At 36.5% G+C, this 18,122-nt stretch carries 16 protein-coding genes; 3 read left to right on the top strand and 13 right to left on the bottom strand.

Annotated elements, in window-relative coordinates:
* The first annotated feature begins 307 nt into the window (after window positions 1-307).
* Together RU87_RS01600 and RU87_RS01605 are read left to right on the top strand one after the other, a co-directional pair.
* Entirely contained in the window at window positions 308-898 is a 591-nt protein-coding gene (locus tag RU87_RS01600; protein ID WP_068162743.1) for a CYTH domain-containing protein, read from the top strand.
* A 242-nt stretch (window positions 899-1,140) separates the two neighbouring features.
* Complete coding sequence (locus RU87_RS01605; RefSeq protein ID WP_068162740.1) at window positions 1,141-1,668, top strand: DsbA family protein; 528 nt, start codon at window positions 1,141-1,143, stop codon at window positions 1,666-1,668.
* Here RU87_RS01605 and RU87_RS01610 read toward each other — a convergent pair.
* From RU87_RS01610 to RU87_RS01630, 5 genes are all read right to left on the bottom strand, one after another.
* Window positions 1,665-1,988, bottom strand: coding sequence for a DUF2129 domain-containing protein (locus tag RU87_RS01610; RefSeq protein WP_068162738.1), 324 nt, complete (start codon window positions 1,986-1,988; stop codon window positions 1,665-1,667). The two genes, RU87_RS01605 and RU87_RS01610, sit on opposite strands and share 4 nt — an antisense overlap.
* Window positions 1,963-2,346 carry a hypothetical protein gene (locus tag RU87_RS01615; RefSeq protein ID WP_068162733.1) on the bottom strand — a complete coding sequence of 128 codons (384 nt, stop codon included), beginning with the start codon at window positions 2,344-2,346 and terminating at the stop codon, window positions 1,963-1,965. The genes RU87_RS01610 and RU87_RS01615 overlap by 26 nt, the downstream gene beginning before the upstream one ends.
* Window positions 2,347-2,420: 74 nt before the next feature.
* Window positions 2,421-3,017, bottom strand: a complete 597-nt coding sequence (locus RU87_RS01620; protein ID WP_068162730.1) for an ATP-dependent Clp protease proteolytic subunit — start codon at window positions 3,015-3,017, stop codon at window positions 2,421-2,423.
* A gap of 141 nt (window positions 3,018-3,158) precedes the next feature.
* Window positions 3,159-4,586, bottom strand: coding sequence for an NADP-dependent glyceraldehyde-3-phosphate dehydrogenase (locus tag RU87_RS01625; RefSeq protein WP_425268474.1), 1,428 nt, complete (start codon window positions 4,584-4,586; stop codon window positions 3,159-3,161).
* 325 nt (window positions 4,587-4,911) lie between these two features.
* Complete coding sequence (locus RU87_RS01630; RefSeq protein ID WP_068162725.1) at window positions 4,912-5,904, bottom strand: 4-hydroxy-3-methylbut-2-enyl diphosphate reductase; 993 nt, start codon at window positions 5,902-5,904, stop codon at window positions 4,912-4,914.
* A gap of 104 nt (window positions 5,905-6,008) precedes the next feature.
* Between RU87_RS01630 and cysK the strand changes: the two genes are divergently transcribed.
* Complete coding sequence (cysK, locus tag RU87_RS01635; protein WP_068162722.1) at window positions 6,009-6,935, top strand: cysteine synthase A; 927 nt, start codon at window positions 6,009-6,011, stop codon at window positions 6,933-6,935.
* 426 nt (window positions 6,936-7,361) lie between these two features.
* Here cysK and RU87_RS01640 read toward each other — a convergent pair whose 3' ends face one another.
* The 8 genes from RU87_RS01640 to RU87_RS01675 form a co-directional block, all read right to left on the bottom strand.
* Window positions 7,362-7,985: a hypothetical protein gene (locus RU87_RS01640; protein WP_143471357.1), complete on the bottom strand. Its 624-nt coding sequence runs from the start codon at window positions 7,983-7,985 to the stop codon at window positions 7,362-7,364.
* Between the two features lie 367 nt (window positions 7,986-8,352).
* The gene (locus tag RU87_RS01645) at window positions 8,353-8,979 is read right to left on the bottom strand and encodes a hypothetical protein (protein WP_143471358.1); all 627 of its coding nucleotides are present in this window, start codon (window positions 8,977-8,979) and stop codon (window positions 8,353-8,355) included.
* A 246-nt stretch (window positions 8,980-9,225) separates the two neighbouring features.
* On the bottom strand, window positions 9,226-13,995 hold the full coding sequence (locus RU87_RS01650) for a lipase family protein (protein ID WP_068162715.1): 4,770 nt from the start codon (window positions 13,993-13,995) through the stop codon (window positions 9,226-9,228).
* A 269-nt stretch (window positions 13,996-14,264) separates the two neighbouring features.
* A complete protein-coding gene (locus RU87_RS01655; RefSeq protein WP_068162710.1) occupies window positions 14,265-14,876 on the bottom strand; it encodes a superoxide dismutase in 612 nt (203 codons plus the stop codon).
* 141 nt (window positions 14,877-15,017) lie between these two features.
* On the bottom strand, window positions 15,018-15,875 hold the full coding sequence (locus RU87_RS01660; protein ID WP_068162706.1) for a transporter substrate-binding domain-containing protein: 858 nt from the start codon (window positions 15,873-15,875) through the stop codon (window positions 15,018-15,020).
* Window positions 15,876-15,894: 19 nt separating this feature from the next.
* On the bottom strand, window positions 15,895-16,626 hold the full coding sequence (locus tag RU87_RS01665; RefSeq protein ID WP_068162702.1) for an amino acid ABC transporter ATP-binding protein: 732 nt from the start codon (window positions 16,624-16,626) through the stop codon (window positions 15,895-15,897).
* On the bottom strand, window positions 16,623-17,300 hold the full coding sequence (locus RU87_RS01670) for an amino acid ABC transporter permease (RefSeq protein ID WP_068162701.1): 678 nt from the start codon (window positions 17,298-17,300) through the stop codon (window positions 16,623-16,625). The genes RU87_RS01665 and RU87_RS01670 overlap by 4 nt, the downstream gene beginning before the upstream one ends.
* Window positions 17,281-17,940: an amino acid ABC transporter permease gene (locus tag RU87_RS01675; protein WP_068162699.1), complete on the bottom strand. Its 660-nt coding sequence runs from the start codon at window positions 17,938-17,940 to the stop codon at window positions 17,281-17,283. The genes RU87_RS01670 and RU87_RS01675 overlap by 20 nt, the downstream gene beginning before the upstream one ends.
* Window positions 17,941-18,122: the final 182 nt, after the last annotated feature.

Raw genomic sequence — 18,122 nt, forward strand, 5'->3', positions numbered from 1 at the left:
TAACATATTTTCTACTTGCATGCTATGTGAGACAAATGCCATCTCAGCTAATCCATCAGGTGATAGCCTTTTCGCCTCATACCTGTTTGCCCTAAATTTTTTAATTTTTTATAATGACTAGTCTTATTTGACATGAGTTTGGATTGGCGATACTTACGATACTTTCACCATATCTCATGTAAACAGGATATCACCTGTCTTGACAAGGGCTAACACAAAGTTTTACAATAGACTTTTAAAGGTGTTACGTATTGTTATATCTATTTATCACTCATCCTTTCTCTACGAAAGCACGTAAGGACATGCTATGAAAACAAATCTTGAAATTGAATACAAAACGCTCCTAAGTTTATCTGAATTTGATCAACTCAGTAAACGCTTTAGTCACATCACCCCAATCCAACAGACCAATCATTATTTTGATACACACGATTTACAGCTTAGAAAGAATAAGCTTTCTTTACGTATCCGTACATTTTCAAAAGGCGCTGAGATGACTTTGAAAATACCGCAAAAGGTCGGAAATATTGAGTACAATATTGACTTGACAACGCAAGAAGCACTAACTATTTTAGAAAAAGATACCCTAACCAACTATCCGTTATTGATCGAAGGTATTCTCGAGCAGTTAAAACAATACGATATCCAGCTGAGCGATATCCATACGCTAGGCTCACTCACCACAACACGTCGTGAATACCAGACAGCTATTGGCCTAATGGCGCTAGACAAAAACGAATATAGTCACAAAATTGATTATGAGTTAGAATTAGAAGTTGAAGAGGCTATCAAAGGGCAACGAAATTTCAACCAATTTTTAAAAGAAAATCATATTGAACATCGCTATGCCCGTAGTAAAGTTGTACGCTTCTTAGAATCAATAGGCAAGATGAATTAATGCTATTTTTTGAGTTATTTTGAGTGATATGGTACGTTTTGATCTGTAACTTTCATTTTGATTGGCGGTTGCATATTAGATAGTAAATATTTTTATCTCTTATCAAACTTTGGTAAAATGAAGGTAGATAACCTTCTTTTTTTTCTGCAATCAGTCTCAAAGTTTACCATGACCTACTCGTTTCAGTAAACCTGTTGAGATATGAGCAGATAGGAGCAACAGTATAGAAATCAGGGATACAGATGGGTCAAGAAATTCAACATTACTTTACTATTTTTGACGATGATTTTGCTAATTTTGATACACAAACTTACGATTGGTTTTTACATCCAGTCGTGACACCCGCGGCCATAAGAAAAATTCAAAACAGGTATCACTTAAAACAAGATATTGCGACTTATAACAAGATTTTTAATCGTATTCATAAAGTCACACTAGATTATTTTACTGTTAATTTTTCTGGTCGTCATTCAGGTCGCTCATTTCTACTTGCACTGCAAGAAGAGATGCGAGGTCTAACCCCACTAAGTTATGATAATCATGTGTTGCTAGCACTCTTACATCGACTACATTTTGATGTGTCAGAGTTTATCAAATATTATCCGTATGCTAAGAGCAGTATCAGTGTAGAACAAAAAAATTTTAACTCTGAACAGCTAACTGTCTTACCGGCAACATTTATTTATTATCAAGACGATGTCATCAAGATAGAATCTCTTGCACAGCGTCAAATTTTCGATTTTCTTAATGAAAAAACAGCTGAACGTTAGTCGTCAACTGTTTTTTTATCTGTCGCAACGATTTGCTGAAAGGCACTGGAGAAATCTTTATTGATTTGATCAAACTGAGACACTTTGACATCATGGACAAAATGCAAGTTTGTAATTTTTGGTAACACCTCATCGAGTGAGGCCGTATCAACATACAACATAGCATAGCGTGCTTTTTTACTACTATAGACTAACTCGCCATAATTGCTCAACTGTCTAACGTGTTTATAGCTATTGTAAAAAATATACATCGCTGTTCTGCCTTTAATCTCCATCGTAGGCACTTTTGATTGTTCAGCCACAAGTGTGGTGTTTTCCATGGTGTCCTCCTTTTTTTAGCGGTAGATGTTCATCGACAGGGATATCAGCAGAAATGACCTCTGCAATTTTTTTGACAAGATCAGATAGTGATTTTTGTACATCATTTTCAGCTACTTTAAGTTCATATATCACATCACTCATCAATAACTCTTTTTGTAACGCTTTAATTTCAGGTCTATAACGAATATATGCTAAATTTTCTTCTAGTATCTTGATTTTATTTTGAAGCACATCATCCATCTCAAATGCGTTTTGCTTCGACCGGAATGCCTCCACAACAGCCAACTCTGTAAATTGAGAGGCTAGTTTATCTGCAAGTTCATCAAGTTTTATTATTTTTTCATCAATTATCAACATTACTTTCATTATATCAAAAATCTAACTTTATGACCAATACCTAAAATACCTAAGCATATGCTTAGGTATTTTGATTATTTTAATTCGTTACGGTCCATAATCTCATCTATAAAGCCGTATGCTAATGTCTCTTCTGCTGACATCCAACGATCACGCTCAGCATCTTTATGAATCTTATTCACTGTTTGACCAGAATTATCTGCTAAGATTTTTTCCAAAGTTTTACGTGTTCTTGATAAATGATCAGCAACAATCTGCATATCAGTTTGTTGTGTACCACCACCTGTGCCACCCATTGGTTGGTGAATGAGATATTCAGCGTTTGGTAACATGAAACGTTTACCTTTAGTACCAGAAGAGGCGATAATCGTTCCCATAGATGCTGCCACACCCATCACAATTGTTTGGACATCTGATTTGATGAAATTCATCGTATCAACAATAGCAAGACCTGCTGAAACTGATCCTCCAGGAGAATTGATATATAAATAAATATCTTTAGTCGAATCTTGTGCATCTAGAAATAGCAGTTGTGCAATCACTGCATTAGCCATATTATCTTCCACTTCACCAGTTAACATGATGATTCTATCTTTTAAAAGACGTGAATAGATATCATAGGCACGTTCACCGCGGCTAGATTGTTCAATGACTGTAGGAATGAGTACCATAGGAAAGGCTCCTTTATTTTCTTATTAGTAGCTCCATTATAGCTTAATGGTCAGTCAAGGTCAAATATTTAACTTCAGTATCTGACTATAGGCTTTCCTACTACAGGATCACTCTGATAATATCTGATGTTTGGTCAGCTATTATAAATTAATAATTAATAGTTTTTCACGGGTCATCGCATCAATTGTCTTAGAGATACCATGAACACCCATACCTGAGTTTTTAACACCTAGGAATGGGAAATGATCTGGTCCACGTTCTGTTCTACCATTGATTTGAACTGAACCTGCTTCAATCTTGCCTGCGATTGCAACTGCACGAGAAAAGTTTCTTGAAAATACTGATGCTTGTAAGCCGTATTCTGATTGATTAGCAATCTTAATCGCTTCTTCATCAGATTTGACGCGAATAATAGGCAAAACAGGTCCAAATGGTTCTTCCCATGCTAAGCGCATATCAGTCGTCACATGATCAAATAAAGTAGGATAAATTAAGTTATCTTCACGTTTATTGCCAACAAGTAATGTCGCACCGTCTTTGATTGTATCCGTAATCAAACCATCAACATAATCTGCTGATCCTTTATTGATAAGTGGGACAATCACAGGATTATCGATTGGCATCCCAACGCTTAACGCTTCTACTTCCACTTTAAGTTTAGCAGCAAGTTCATCAGCTACAGCTTCATTAACCAAAACACGTTTGATAGCTGTACAGCGTTGACCAGAATAGCTATAAGCACCACTCATAATTTCAGTCACAGCTTGATCAATATCGGCATCTTCACAGACAATAGCTGGGTCTTTCCCACCAAGTTCTAACACCATCGGTTTCATCGTTGAAAAACTAGAGAGATGACGGCCTGTTGTTGCGCCACCAGTAAAGGAAATCATATCTATCCCTTCATGCTCACTCACGTAATCACCGATATCTGATCCCTTACCTGTGATTAATTGCAAAACATTTGCAGGAAAGCCAACTTTATCAAAAGATTCAATAATTTTGACCGCTGAGATAGCGCCTTGTGTCGCAGGTTTAAATACAACTGCATTACCTGATATCAAAGCAGGTGCAAGTTTTGCAACTGATAAGTTTACTGGATAATTAAATGGAGAGATGGCAAGTACTGTCCCCAAAGGAATACGTTTGATAATGGCGATTTTATTTTTTGATCCGCCAGGGTAATTTTCTCCCGACATGGCACTATCATTTGTATGGATGTATTCTTGAACTGTGTAGCGAATGAACTCAGCTGTTCTAGTCACTTCTTTAACAGCATCATTCCATGTTTTGCCAACTTCTTTCATAATGATTTCTGCAATATCATGCGCATCAATTTCAAGTTGATCAGCCCATTTGTTTAATAAGTCAGCACGCTTAAACAAATCGAGTTCAGCCCACTCTTTTTGTGCTGATTTTGTCGCTGCAATCGCTACATCAGCTTCTTCTTTAGAAATAGCTTGTACGCGACCGATAACTGTTTTTTCGTAAGGGCATTCAATATCAATCAAATTACCTGAGTTTGATTCGGCAAATTTGCCACCTACGTAATACTTATATGTGTTAATTTCAGACATGTTTTCTCCTTTTAAACCCTTTCACCAAATGAGTCGTCTAGTCTAACTTTGCTTATCTATCCTTACTTGCTTTTTACATTTTTAGGCAATGTAGAGATGGGATAATGACTCGGTTAGCCATCTTGTTTTCATGACAAGCTCATTAGGTAATTCCCTTTATTGTAAAATAATTCACAGTATTTGTCAATCAATTTTCAGAAAATTCGACTTATTTATTTTTGTTATCATTATACAGCCATTAACTGTCTATCTATAATAAAAAAAATCAAAGTTGCTTGTCAGCGCCTCTAATTTCTTTTTGGTACCTATAGATATATTAGTCTTCAAATGCTTGTTTCCTGAGTTCTGCTAAGCGATTTTCTCTTTTTTTAGTCAAATCACGCACACCACCTCTTGGGACAATATCTTCATACGTTACTTGACTCTTAGGTATTTTCCCATCAAAATGTGTCAGATAATGCATCACTTCTCTAACGATTGCTGTCGGCGTTGACGCACCTGCTGTCACTGCTATCGTCGCATTATCGCCTAATCCGTCAAACCACTCAGCCTTAATTTCTGATACATCAGCGACACGATGTGCAGGAACACTAGCCTGATTTTCAGAGACTTCTGCTAACCGGTTGGTATTATTCGAGCGTGGGTCACCAACAACGATTGTCAAATCACATCCCACAGCCTGTTCTGCCACTGCTCGCTGTCTTTCATCGGTAGCTTGACATATATCACTATGTTCAACGACCTGAGGGAATTTTTTTCGGACTGCCTGCATGATATCGTCAACATCCCAGATACTCATGGTCGTTTGATTGGTCATAAATAACTTGCCAGACAAATCAAGTCGCTCAAGATCTTTCAACTCCGATAAGAGATGAATTTTGTCAGCATCGATACCAAGCACCCCTTCTGGTTCCGGGTGCCCTTTTTTACCAATATAGATCACTTCATAGCCATCTGCTAATCGTTTTTTCACGATTTCATGTGTAATTAAGACATCCGGACAACTAGCATCGACAACTGTTAAGTCTTTTTCATCACATTTTTTCCTAACCGCATCTGATACACCATGTGCCGTGAAAATTACAGTACCTTGATCGATTTTCTCTAAAATGGCTAAACGATTATCTCCATCAATTGTCTGGACACCTATCTTTTCCAGACTTTCAGTGACGTGATGATTGTGAACAATCATCCCCAATATATAGATCGGTCTCGGTAAACTTGAACTCTTTGAGACATTTTTAGCAATCACCATAGCATCGACAACCCCGTAGCAATAGCCCATGGGGGTTATATGTTTAATCTTCATAAAATATTTTTATACCCGATTTCAATTTTTAATAATACCTACTATTTTTTCAGTAGTATAATAGTATTATAAACTATTTGGTAATTAATTTGGAGGATACTTATATGTCAAAAATTTACGATAACATTACAGAGTTGATTGGTGCGACACCTATTGTTAAATTACGTCACGTTGATGAGGATTCAGCTGATGTTTATGTTAAATTAGAAGCCTTCAATCCTGGCGGCTCTGTAAAAGACCGCATTGCCCTAAATATGATTCGTGCTGCTGAAGCAGACGGCTCCTTAAAACCTGGTGGGACTATTATTGAACCTACATCTGGCAATACAGGGATTGGGTTAGCTTTTGTTGGTGCTGCGCTGGGCTATAAAGTGATTATCGTATTACCAGAGACTTTTTCTATCGAACGCCGTAAACTCATCCAAGCTTATGGTGCAGAGCTTATCCTGACACCTGCTACAGGTGGTATGGGAGCTGCGATTGCCAAAGCTAAAGAGTTAGCTGAGGATAACGGCTACTTCTTACCTTTGCAGTTTGAAAATCCTGCCAACCCGCGTATTCATGAAGAGACAACGGGTCCTGAGATTATCGCTGCCTTTGGCGAAACTGGCTTGGATGCTTTTGTTGCAGGAGCTGGTACTGGGGGCACTATATCTGGTGTTTCACATGTCCTCAAAAAAGCAAATCCAGCTATCAGCATCCATGTTGTAGAAGCAGATGAATCGGCTGTTTTTTCTGGTGAAAAACCAGGACCTCATAAAATCCAAGGTATCTCACCTGGATTTATCCCAGGCACACTCGATACGACGTCTTATGATGAAATCATTCGGGTCAGCTCAGACGACGCTATAACCGCTGGTCGTGCAGTTGGTCAAGAAGAAGGTTTCCTACTAGGTGTTTCGGGTGGTGCTGCCATCTTTGCTGCTAAACAAGTCGCTAAAAAATTAGGAAAAGGCAAAAAAGTCTTAACTGTTGCACCAGATAATGGTGAACGCTATCTCTCTACCTTCCTCTATGATTTTGGAGAGTAATCACCCATTATGCCACTCACTATACCCGACATCAAGAGAATAATAAACAGGAACTCTCTACGCAAAAAGCACAATGACTCTACTCATTGTGCTTTTTTGTGCTGATTTAAGCTAGCCATAACCCCTTTTAGGATGCTTACTCAACTGGACTGACTGTTTTAAACTTTTCATTATATCCTGCATCATCTCTAGTGAATTTTACCACGGTAAATGATGACGACATTATCACAATAGTATCTATGAAATAGTGGCCTTTAACCATCGATGCTTCTCTCAATATCTATACCCCGACCAACATCTCAACCTACTATGTCAACACCACAAACATATTTTTGCGATTAAATAATAAGTTTGTGGTAAATGTGGATGTGCCATACTGCCAATTACCAGAGAATTAATTGTTTCCAGCCTTGTCATTAATTCATTTCATTCTAACTCCTCTGGCATTTGGTCCTCTGCCCTTACTCTAAAGTAAATCGTCAGAAGTAAATGATAGATCGCTAATCCAATTATGGTGTACATCTGAATTTCACCATTTGACGTGATTAGATCGTTAGATACCCAAAAGTCCCCAAAATACCTTGCTCCAAACACAAATACAAAAAAAGAAATAGCTGACCAACTAAGGATCCAAAAAATGTAATGCCCTCGTAATTTATTTCGTACGATAAAAATCACTACTATAGATAAGATAATCGCGATACTAGATACGACTACGTTATAAAAGATAAACACACTTTCCAATAGCACACCTAATATGACTTGGAAACCTGTAATATTGAGATAAGTGGTGAAATTTTGCTTTAACGGCGATTTTTCTTGTCTCTTGAAACTACTTACCCATCTGTGTAATTTAACTAATAACCAGAGACTAACTTGTAATATGATACTATAAACAACACTCAAAATAGGAGTTAGTCCTTCTGCCATCCCACCAAAAGGTCTATCAAAAATAGAGGTATCTAGTTGAATTAACGCAAAGCTCAAACTAGGTGAAATAATAAGATTAAGTGACAACCAATAACTTAACTTAATCTGCCATTTATACATAACATGACCGGTAATACAACTAACTATCAGTAAAATTAAGGCTATATATATATACAAATTACTGTTTAAATAGATACTTGATATATATATCCCAACATACATACACTGTATAACTGAGGTGATAATCACCTGAAAGTATATGCTTTTCCCAGGAACAAGTCTATGATACTCTTCAATAACAAAGTTTATCAAAATTAAACTCCCCAATAGGCTCATACCCAACACATTCATACCCATCATAACCTCCTTAATTTAACGCAACAAAATTATTTTTTGCAATCAAATAATAGGTTTGTGGTATATGTGGATGTGCCATACCGCCTATTACCAGAGAATTAATTGTTTCCAGCCTTGTCATTAATCTTTTTCATTCTAACTCCTCGGGCATTTGGTCCTCTTCCATTAATTTATAGTAAATCGTCAGAAGTAAATGATAGATTGCTAATCCAATTAGGGCAAACATTCCAGAATCCCATCGCCTTTGATTTATCTCATAGGAAAGTGAAAAATCATATGGCACAAAATCATAACTTGCCACCAGTGCAAGAAAGGAAATACCAGACCAACTGAGGATCCAAAAAATGTAATGCCCTCGTAATTTATTTCGTACGATAGAGATCACTACTATAGCTAAGATAATCGCGATACTAGATAAAACTAGATTATAAAAGATAAACACACTTTCCAACAATACACTTAGTAAGACTTGAAAACCTATGATTTTAATATCAGTAGTGATAATTTGCTTTAACGGGAATTTTTCTTGTTTCTTTAAACTACTTACCCATTTGTGTAATTTAATAAATAACCAGATACTAACCTGCAAAATTATACTACAAACAACACTAAAAATAGGGATTAGCCCCTCTCCAGTGCTACCAAAAGGTGTATCAAAAATAGAGGTATCTAGTTGAATTAAGGCAAAGCTCAATACAGGAGAAATGATCAAATTAAGTGACAACCAATAGATTAATTTGATCTGCCATTTGTACATAATGAAACCTGTGATACACATAACAATCAGTAGGATTAGAGCTAAATATATATATAAATTGCTGTCTAAATAAATACTTGATATATATATCCCGACGTACATACACTGTATAACTGATGTAACAATTACTTGGAAAACTATGTTTTTTATAGCAATATGTCTCTTACACTCCAAAATGACAAAGTATATCAAAAAGAAAATGCCAATCAGACTGGTACTTAAATCAAGTCCAAACATCTCAACCTCCTACGTCAACCCAACAAAATTATTTTTCGCGATCAAATAATAGGTTTGGGGTAAATGAGGATGTGCCATACCGCCTATTATCGGTACCTGATTTCCAAACCCACTTGTTATTATAAAAGATTTTTTGGCTGCTTCATACTTCCTTGAGACATCATTACCTAATATAGGATATGCCTCATATTGTTTTTTATAATCACCTTTACTCGCTAAATATGCTAAATCCTGCATCAAGAAAGCCAGAGTTTGGTATATATGACCTGAATTGTTTTTGTAAATATGCCGTTGTAAACGCCATCCTTTATCTAAATTGTTTTTATAACTATCATATTCGTGAGGAATCAGCCAAGAAATAAGTAGTGTTTCCCTATTATAATCTTTACAATATATCGCAGTTCGGTCAGTTGCCACTTTGGAAAATGCGTTTAATGTGCGTTTAGTCCCACCATCATTATTATAGTCACGACCTGTTAACCACTCGAAAGTCCCAGATACATTTTTATTTTTAGATAGTGTTTTTTCATATTTTTCCGCAACACTTATTTTCTTCATCTTCCCATAATTGGTAAATCCCCAGTCCTCGAGCGGCATCTGTGGGACGATATCATCTGTGTTGATGACGTTAAAAATTGTCTTATAATTTTTCTTATCTTGTGTTGTATTTGGTGCAGCAAAAGTATAAGTATATGTTTTATATTCAGAATCGTCCTCATACTTAGCCCCTAAAAGATTTGCGATTGCAGCCCCTCTTGAATGACCTGTTATATAGATAACTTTTTCAGCAGATGTTGAGACGTATTGTTTAACATATGCTTTAATATATGTATTTAAACGATTGGCAGTGACATCGAAACCTTTATGGTGATGTTTATTATCCCAGTCTGGATTATTTTGATCCCAATAATCCTTTGTATCTGCACCTACATCAAAATTTGAGCTCCATTCTTTAACAGTGCCGTTTGTCCCCCGTACTGTCACAAAAATCACCTCTTTTTCTTTTCCTTGATAGATTATCTTGCGATGACCTATACCGAGTTCAGAAATGTCGTCATCACCATATTTATTTTTGGATTGATAGCGTTTAGTATCACTCATGCCATAACAGTCAAGCATCTTTATAATATCACCTTTAAAACTTACGCCTTCTCCAACATCTAATACTCTATCTTTATAAACAACGCTTGATAGTAACGACCCTAAAACACTCAAGTCCTTGTGGTAAGAGGTGTTACTAGCTGTAAAGAATCTTCGAAAATTAACTTTATATTCAACAGGTATTGCATCATTAATACCATACTCTGAACTACCATTAGCATCGACCATTAATCCTGCAAAACGATTACCATTAATTTTTTCCCTATCTTTCTTATCGTTTATTCCATCAAAATCAGTATCTGGTAGTACAGGATTAGAGGTATAATTATAAACTTCTACAACATCTTTTCCTTTATATAGATCGGGAGAAACATTATTTGCTAAACACATTGCAGTGATAAACGGTTTTATAGTTAAAGATTCTTTTTTTCCCAGTTCTTCATAGTCATATAAACCATCTTTATCTGTATCACAGCGTGAACCTACCTCACCATCCAAACGTACAGCCTGAAAATCTTTCAATAAAACCCATGTACCTTCATTGACATTTTCACCAATATTATCCGCAATTTTTAATAACTCCTGACTAAAGTTACCATAAATATTGCCATAAATCCCTCCTGTCTGTTCATATAGTTCTTGATAGGTAGCTTTTAAATTAGATGAGGTAATGACAGAAGTCATCATATTATCTCGTTCTAAAAGCCCTATCATTTCTTCCATATCTGATATACCATGCCGATTTCCAACTTTAAAAGTGGCATCTGTAACAAGAATAATAAATTTCTCAGCATTCGTTCTAAAATCAAGTTTATGAGCGGTTGCCAATGCGTCAATAGCACTTTCTGGTGCATCTCCCCCACCACTAATAACAATACTGCCTAAGCCTTGTTTAAAACTATCTGAATCAGTATACCAATTAGATAATTTATTTTTAACAACTACTGTACTATTTTCTCCATCTACCGAAATATCTTTATAATCTACTAAAGCAAAGTTTGCTTGAACATTATAAGTTGTTAAAAGTTCTTGTGCAAATACACCTAAATTATTTTTGACATTAGCAATTTCATCACTCATTGATCCTGTAGAATCAAGAACAAAAACAATATCAGCCCTTCCTGATGTAATAGTTGATTGTCTACCAATCTGCTTCGCTACTTTTTCAGCATTTATTTTATTCGATTCTGGTGGTGGTACTACTTTACTTTTTTGTCTTGCAGCAGCATAATGTCCATTATTATCCATTGTAGATGTTTTAGGCTCCTCTACAGATAAACCTTGTTTTGCACTTCGAGGTGCTATTTTATTATCAATTATTGATTTTGGATCAACCCCTAAGTTTTTCAAAAAAGTAATATTATCCAGCACGAGATAGATGCCTTGTGATGTAATATCTGCTGAAATGACCTGTCCATCATAGGATGTTGTTAATGGTTTTAAGGTATTCCCCTCATACTTACAAATAATTAAATTTTTATTGTATTGTTCTCCCATAGATAACACAGACTCTGACAATTCAATAGCCAATGTCATATCTGTTGTTTCAAAATCTGTTTTTAACTCTATCGGACTACCTAATAGTGCTCGCTGATTATCAAAATTATCAATATCAGAAATTTCAATTTCTGCGTGTTTATCTAATACTTTTGCCACCTTTGCTTGAAGCTTAGGAATAAATAATGAGTTGGTTTCATAAAACTGTTCATTAATTCTTTCTCGACTTAACTCTTGTCCGATTTTCCGCTCACTATCAAGCGTTTTGCCATCGGTCTTTTGCTTGAGTGGGTCGAGACCTAGCAAAATCTCATCACCATCTGATAGGCCATCACCATCAGTATCTGGATTTAAGGGATCTGTCCCGAGTTCTTTTTCTTTGAGATCATCTAAGCCATCATCATCAGAATCTGCTTTAGCTGGGCTTGTCCCATTTTTAATCTCTTCTAGGTTAGCTATCCCATCTTTATCGAAATCTTCATCCCCATCGGGAATCCCATTACCATCACTATCTACTTTCAAAGGATCTGTCAACGTCTGATGGTACTCGACACCGTCTGTTAGCCCATCACCATCAGTATCTGGATTTAGTGGATCAGTCCCGAGTATTTTCTCCAGATCATTTGGCAAGCCATCGTTATCATAATCTTCTATCGTCCCTACGATATTAGTCATGCGGCGATAGTTTTTAAGTTGGAGTTTTCTAAGCGCCTCATCTCCTTTTGCATCATCTGACACTTTAACACTTGTCTCACCTTGGAAAGTCAAGTTTTTTATGGGTTTTAATATCATGTCTGCTTGATTCGTCACGGGTGTTTTGACATTCCATAATTTGAGTTGGTGGTCTTCAAAGATGAGTTGGTTCGTCTCATTTCTAAGATTAATCGTTCTATGACGCTGAACATGTCTACCTGTCGCTTGATTTTGGCTATCAAAAATAGCACCCGATGCTACTTTAATCTGACAATTCTTTGCTTCATATCCTTTAAAAGGGACCATTAAACTCCCGCCAGTAAAGTCAATTAGACTGAGTTGACCTGCTCCATCTGTCTTACCTGATACAAATAGTGCACCACCTGATTCGATGGTTAACTGACAATCAGAGACTTTTCCTGACCGAAGCGGTCCTCGACCAAACTGGATGACTTTCCCTTTACCAGTTGATGTCAAGGTTAGATTAGCCCCTTTTTTGATGGTTAACCTACTTTTATCTTGATCAAAACGCCAAGCCACGCCTTTATTATTCACCTTGACCTGAGAATTTTCACCGATGACAGCTTGACCATAATGACCATAAAAAGCAGGATAATCACGGCCATGATCAGGATTAGCGAGTTCAATCTGACAGTCTTTTCCGATAGTCAGTGCTTGACTATGGCCTGTACCGTCTTTGGGACTGTCTATGGCAAACCAGACTGTTGCATAATTATAGTGTTCAGTTTTACCTGTCCAACTTGTCCCGTCTTCAACTGTGAGGGACCCAACATACATGTTTTCAGCAGATGTACTCAAATCTATCTTGCCATAAAGGCTAACTGCTGCCCCATATGCCATGACTAAGCGAGCCACGCCTTTGGCATTATCCGTATTGTCATCTTGTGCAGTCGTCACATTACCAAACCGAAAGTACCAGTTCTTAGTCATATTTTCTTCGTACTTTGAAGCTTCTAAGCCCCATGACGCATGTACGTCACTCGCGCCAACAAAAGCAAAAGAAGAATAGTTACCTACTGCTGCTGCTACACCATTTAAATTTTGACGAATACTAATATCATGCATATGAAAAAAAGAACGTGAAAAAGGGTTACCTGATTTTTCTTCCGTAAATCCGGTTGCTTTCTCACTCGTTCTTAAGCCATGATATTTTTTTAAGGTTAATTGATGATTTTGTCCATCAATTTCTAAAGAATTTTGTCGCTTGTAATTTGTAGGACCGTGTGGGCCATTTTTTGATGTATCTGTAATATCTGCAATCAAAATAATTTTTGTGACACTTTCGTCTTGATAAGCTGCAATAAACCGATCCCAGTTATCAACCTTGACACTATTTTTATCCGCATCAAAAGCGCCATATTGTTTATAATAATCAGTTGTTGTTTGCGCACTTGCTTTGAGCATTACTCCTAAACTAACTGTAAGTGCTATCATTAACGTAGCCGCAATTACTAAAATTTTTTTCATTTAAAAACTCCTTAATTTCTACACATCCTCTAGTGATGATGCGTTACCGATGTACTCTCCTTACAAACGTTATTCTAACACAATAAAGATTATAATAACAGTTAAATTATAATTAAGGGGTTATGTGAATTAACTAAGTAGAGTTTTATCACAAAAAAAATCATTGACATGCGACCTCGTATTGCCTTGCCCCAAAAGCGCTCTGTAAGCTAAGAAAAGCAAAAAAAAACACCCTTACGGGTGCCTTGTTATTTATCTATTAATTTTAATTATTTTGCAGCTGCGTAAAGTTCGTTGACTTTATCCCAGTTAACAAGTTCAAAGAATGCTGCGATATAATCAGGACGAACGTTATGATATTTAAGGTAGTATGCATGTTCCCAAACATCAAGACCAAGCACTGGTGTTTCACCATCAGTAATTGGGTTATCTTGATTCGCAGATGACGTTACTTTAAGTTCACCATTTGCATCAACAACTAGCCATGCCCAACCACTACCAAAACGGCCTGTAGCTGCTGTTTTGAATTCTGCTTTAAAGGCTTCGAAATCACCAAATTTTGCAGAGATAGCATCACCAATTTCTCCAGTTGGGTTACCACCTGCATTCGGTGCTAAAATTTCCCAGAAGAAACTATGGTTGACATGTCCACCACCGTTGTTTTGAACTGCTGTACGGATATCTTCAGGCACTGAGCTCAACTCTTTTACCAACTCAAGTGCTGATTTTTCAGCTAATTCAGGATGTTTTTCAATCGCTGCATTCAAGTTAGCAACATAAGTTGCATGGTGTTTATCATGGTGCAATTTCATTGTTGCTTCATCGAAAAATGGTTCAAGCGCATCGTATGCGTAGGGAAGTTCTGGAAGTGTGTGTGCCATAATGGGTTCTCCTTATGATTCTTATTTTCTTCTTACTGACTATATTCTAACTCAAAATATAGAAATTAACTACTATTTTGTCTATAAATTATGATCATGATTTGCTTTTGGCAAAATCAGGATGTACTAAATTTTTCTCAGTTATTCTGCTTTACCTTCTAAAACGATATCTTTTGCAGTAATATCGTTACCAAAGAAACTTTTCAGTGTTGCGTCATAATCTTTAGCAAAGAATCCTGTTTCACCCAACTTTTCTAATTCTTTATTCGTCCAGTTGAGTAAAGACGTATTTCCTTTTTTAATACCAGGATTGATCGTCGCAACATCACCAAGTTCTTTAATCCCTACTTCAAAATCAGGATTTTCTTTAACCCAAGCATACAAATAGCTATTATCATCAGCTATTGCATCCGCACGACCATCTTTCAACGCTTGAAATTGCTGTGTTTTTGATTCATATTTTTCGAGTGTCACATCTGGTTGTTTTTGGGTGAAGTAACTCTCTGCTGTCGTCCCTTTATTCACAATCACTTTTTTACCTTTTAATTGTGAAACTGTTGTGATAGATTTATCTTTTAGACTCGCCACACCCACTGCAACTTTCATGTAGGGATTGGCAAAATCAATCACTTTTGCTCGTTCTGGTGTTTTAGTAAAATTAGCTAATACCAAATCTACTTTATTAGATTTCAATGCATCTACACGCTCTTCGGCGTTAACAATTACGTATTTAACTTTAACACCTAAATCTTTACCGATTTGATTGGCAAGATAGACATCATAGCCTTGGTTTTTTCCTGATGCATCTAAGTACCCATAAGGTGATAGATCTCCAAATACCGCTATTTTAATCTCTCCTCTTTTTTTGATTGCACTGACACTCGAGATATTCTCTTCTTCTTTTGAGCTTGCCTTTTTCTGTGATGTTGCACATGCTGCAAGTGATACTGTAATCCCTGCTACTGCGATAATACCTAAAGTTTTTTTCCAAATTTTCATACTGATTTCTCCTATAAATTTAATATGTTAAACTAGATAAAAATTGTTTAACACGTGGGTGTGCTTCTGTTGTAAAAAATGACGTTGCTGTCGTTTCGACAATGATTTCTCCTGCATCCATAAAAATAATGCGATCTGCTACTTGCTTGGCAAAATTCATTTCATGTGTCACAATCAGCATCGTCATGCCCTGACCAGCTAAATCCTTAATGACAGTTAAAACCTCTCTAACCATTTCTGGATCTAGTGATGCAGTCACCTCATCAAATAATAAGACTTGGGGCACCATCACTAAACTTCGAATAATCGCAACTCTCTGTTTTTGTCCACCTGACAACTGACGCGGGTAACTCTCAGCTTTATCAGCAAGTCCGATTCTTTCTAAAAGTTGTTTGGCGATAGCAGTGACATTTTCCTTATCTCTTTTTTGGACTTTTATAGGCCCTAATAAGATGTTTTCTAGCACTGTTAAATTTGGGAAAAGATCGTAAGATTGGAAGACCATCCCCACTTCCGGCCGTACCTTTTCCCAGGACTTTTCTGTTAGCGTCAAAGCCTCATTGTTTAATAAGATATTGCCATTATCAATCGTTTCAAGCCCATTTAACGTTCTTAGCAAAGTGGATTTTCCACTACCAGAAGGGCCTAACAATACTAATACTTCACCTTTTTCAATTTTTAATGAAACATCTTTTAAAATGGTATGATCGCCAATCGTTTTGCTAATATGTTTCGCTTCTAGCACACTCATCTCACCACCTCACTTTCTAAGTGCTTTGCTAACCTGGAAATCGGCCAACATAATATAAAATATAGTAAAAAAATAAACCCATAAACCCAAAGTGAAGCTGTAGGCACCTTGATGGTGTAATGTTCAATAATTTGCTGTCCAACTTTTATCATCTCCGGTACACCTATAATTAATAAAATAGAGGTCGTCTTGATCACCCGGGTAATCAGGTTAAGTGTAGCTGGTATAACAAGAGGCAAGCTCTGTGGCAGATAAATAAATCGATATTGCTGTAATTTGTTTAACCCTATTGCCCGACCTGCATCAGTCTGCGTTTTAGGTACACTCACGAGGGCAGATCTGACTATATCGCTCATCTCAGAAGAAATCCACAGTACAAATACAATGATCGAAACCGTTATATTACTAATAGTTGTCTGAAACATCTCTGGTAAAATATAGTAAAACAAAAATAACAATACTAATAAAGGCAAAATTCTAAATATTTCCAGATAAAGTTTAAAAATAACTTTGATAATCCGAGACTTTGATGTGCGTAATATACCAAACAGAACGCCTAGAGATAGCCCGATGACTAGTGATATCAAAGATATCTCCGCTACCAACCACATCCCTTTGAGCAGTCGGGTTAGATTCGTACCATCAAATAGAATATCAATACCCGAAAATCCCATATCTTACCCTCCTTTCAATAAAACTGATCAATAATGATAATGGTACCAAGATAATTGCATAAGCAACGACTAGCATGAGTAAATATTCACGTGTTAAATAGTACATGCCAATCAAATCCCTAGTTACATTCGTCAAATCCATGATCGCAATAGCAGAAAAAATAGAGGTTTCTTTTAGTAAAAAAAGTACGTTAGCTCCTATTGCTGGTACACTATTGGCAAGTCCTTGTGGTAAAATAATGAATCTTGCCAACTGCCACCGTGTTAAGCCAATAGCTCGACCACTTTCTATCTGAATCCTAGGAACGGATGCAATACCTCCCCTAAATGCTTCACTCATGTAGCCACCGCCTAGAAATGCTAGGCCAATCAATCCAACTGTCTCCTTTTCCAACCGAATACCAATTCTTGGCAATCCATAATATAAAAAAAATAATTGAATCAATAAAGGTGTATTCCTGGATAAAGCGGTATAGGCATTTGCTATCTGTTTAAGAACTGGCACTTTAAAATAACTCATAAAACTCATAATCAAACCAATGAATAAAGCAAGTAGAATACCACCTAGAGCTAATTTTAATGTCAGCAAAGTTGCACTGATATATTGTGGTAGCGCTTCTTGCATCATCTGAATGTCCATAATTCTCCTTTCTATTTCTCATCTACTAACCTCTTTTATTATTTTAACGCCTAGTTGAGAAATTAGTATTAAAAAAAACAAAACATCGTGATTAGTTAAACTAATCACGATGTTTGATAAGGTTACGACACATAGAGTATCAAAAAAACGTATCGGCATACAACTACCAATACGTTTTTTCA

The sequence above is a fragment of the Pseudolactococcus plantarum genome (genome assembly GCF_002441715.1).
GTDB classification, from domain to species: domain Bacteria; phylum Bacillota; class Bacilli; order Lactobacillales; family Streptococcaceae; genus Pseudolactococcus; species Pseudolactococcus plantarum.

What these genes read in the sequence shown, in the direction of transcription:
- RU87_RS01600 (WP_068162743.1), top strand. Translation starts at nt 308, where the DNA reads ATGAAAACAAATCTTGAAATTGAATACAAAACGCTCCTAAGTTTATCT.
- RU87_RS01675 (WP_068162699.1), bottom strand. Translation starts at nt 17,940, where the DNA reads ATGGACATTCAGATGATGCAAGAAGCGCTACCACAATATATCAGTGCA.
- RU87_RS01670 (WP_068162701.1), bottom strand. Translation starts at nt 17,300, where the DNA reads ATGGGATTTTCGGGTATTGATATTCTATTTGATGGTACGAATCTAACC.
- cysK (WP_068162722.1), top strand. Translation starts at nt 6,009, where the DNA reads ATGTCAAAAATTTACGATAACATTACAGAGTTGATTGGTGCGACACCT.
- RU87_RS01615 (WP_068162733.1), bottom strand. Translation starts at nt 2,346, where the DNA reads ATGTTGATAATTGATGAAAAAATAATAAAACTTGATGAACTTGCAGAT.
- RU87_RS01630 (WP_068162725.1), bottom strand. Translation starts at nt 5,904, where the DNA reads ATGAAGATTAAACATATAACCCCCATGGGCTATTGCTACGGGGTTGTC.
- RU87_RS01655 (WP_068162710.1), bottom strand. Translation starts at nt 14,876, where the DNA reads ATGGCACACACACTTCCAGAACTTCCCTACGCATACGATGCGCTTGAA.
- RU87_RS01650 (WP_068162715.1), bottom strand. Translation starts at nt 13,995, where the DNA reads ATGAAAAAAATTTTAGTAATTGCGGCTACGTTAATGATAGCACTTACA.
- RU87_RS01640 (WP_143471357.1), bottom strand. Translation starts at nt 7,985, where the DNA reads ATGTATAAATGGCAGATTAAGTTAAGTTATTGGTTGTCACTTAATCTT.
- RU87_RS01620 (WP_068162730.1), bottom strand. Translation starts at nt 3,017, where the DNA reads ATGGTACTCATTCCTACAGTCATTGAACAATCTAGCCGCGGTGAACGT.
- RU87_RS01665 (WP_068162702.1), bottom strand. Translation starts at nt 16,626, where the DNA reads ATGAGTGTGCTAGAAGCGAAACATATTAGCAAAACGATTGGCGATCAT.
- RU87_RS01610 (WP_068162738.1), bottom strand. Translation starts at nt 1,988, where the DNA reads ATGGAAAACACCACACTTGTGGCTGAACAATCAAAAGTGCCTACGATG.
- RU87_RS01645 (WP_143471358.1), bottom strand. Translation starts at nt 8,979, where the DNA reads ATGTACAAATGGCAGATCAAATTAATCTATTGGTTGTCACTTAATTTG.
- RU87_RS01660 (WP_068162706.1), bottom strand. Translation starts at nt 15,875, where the DNA reads ATGAAAATTTGGAAAAAAACTTTAGGTATTATCGCAGTAGCAGGGATT.
- RU87_RS01605 (WP_068162740.1), top strand. Translation starts at nt 1,141, where the DNA reads ATGGGTCAAGAAATTCAACATTACTTTACTATTTTTGACGATGATTTT.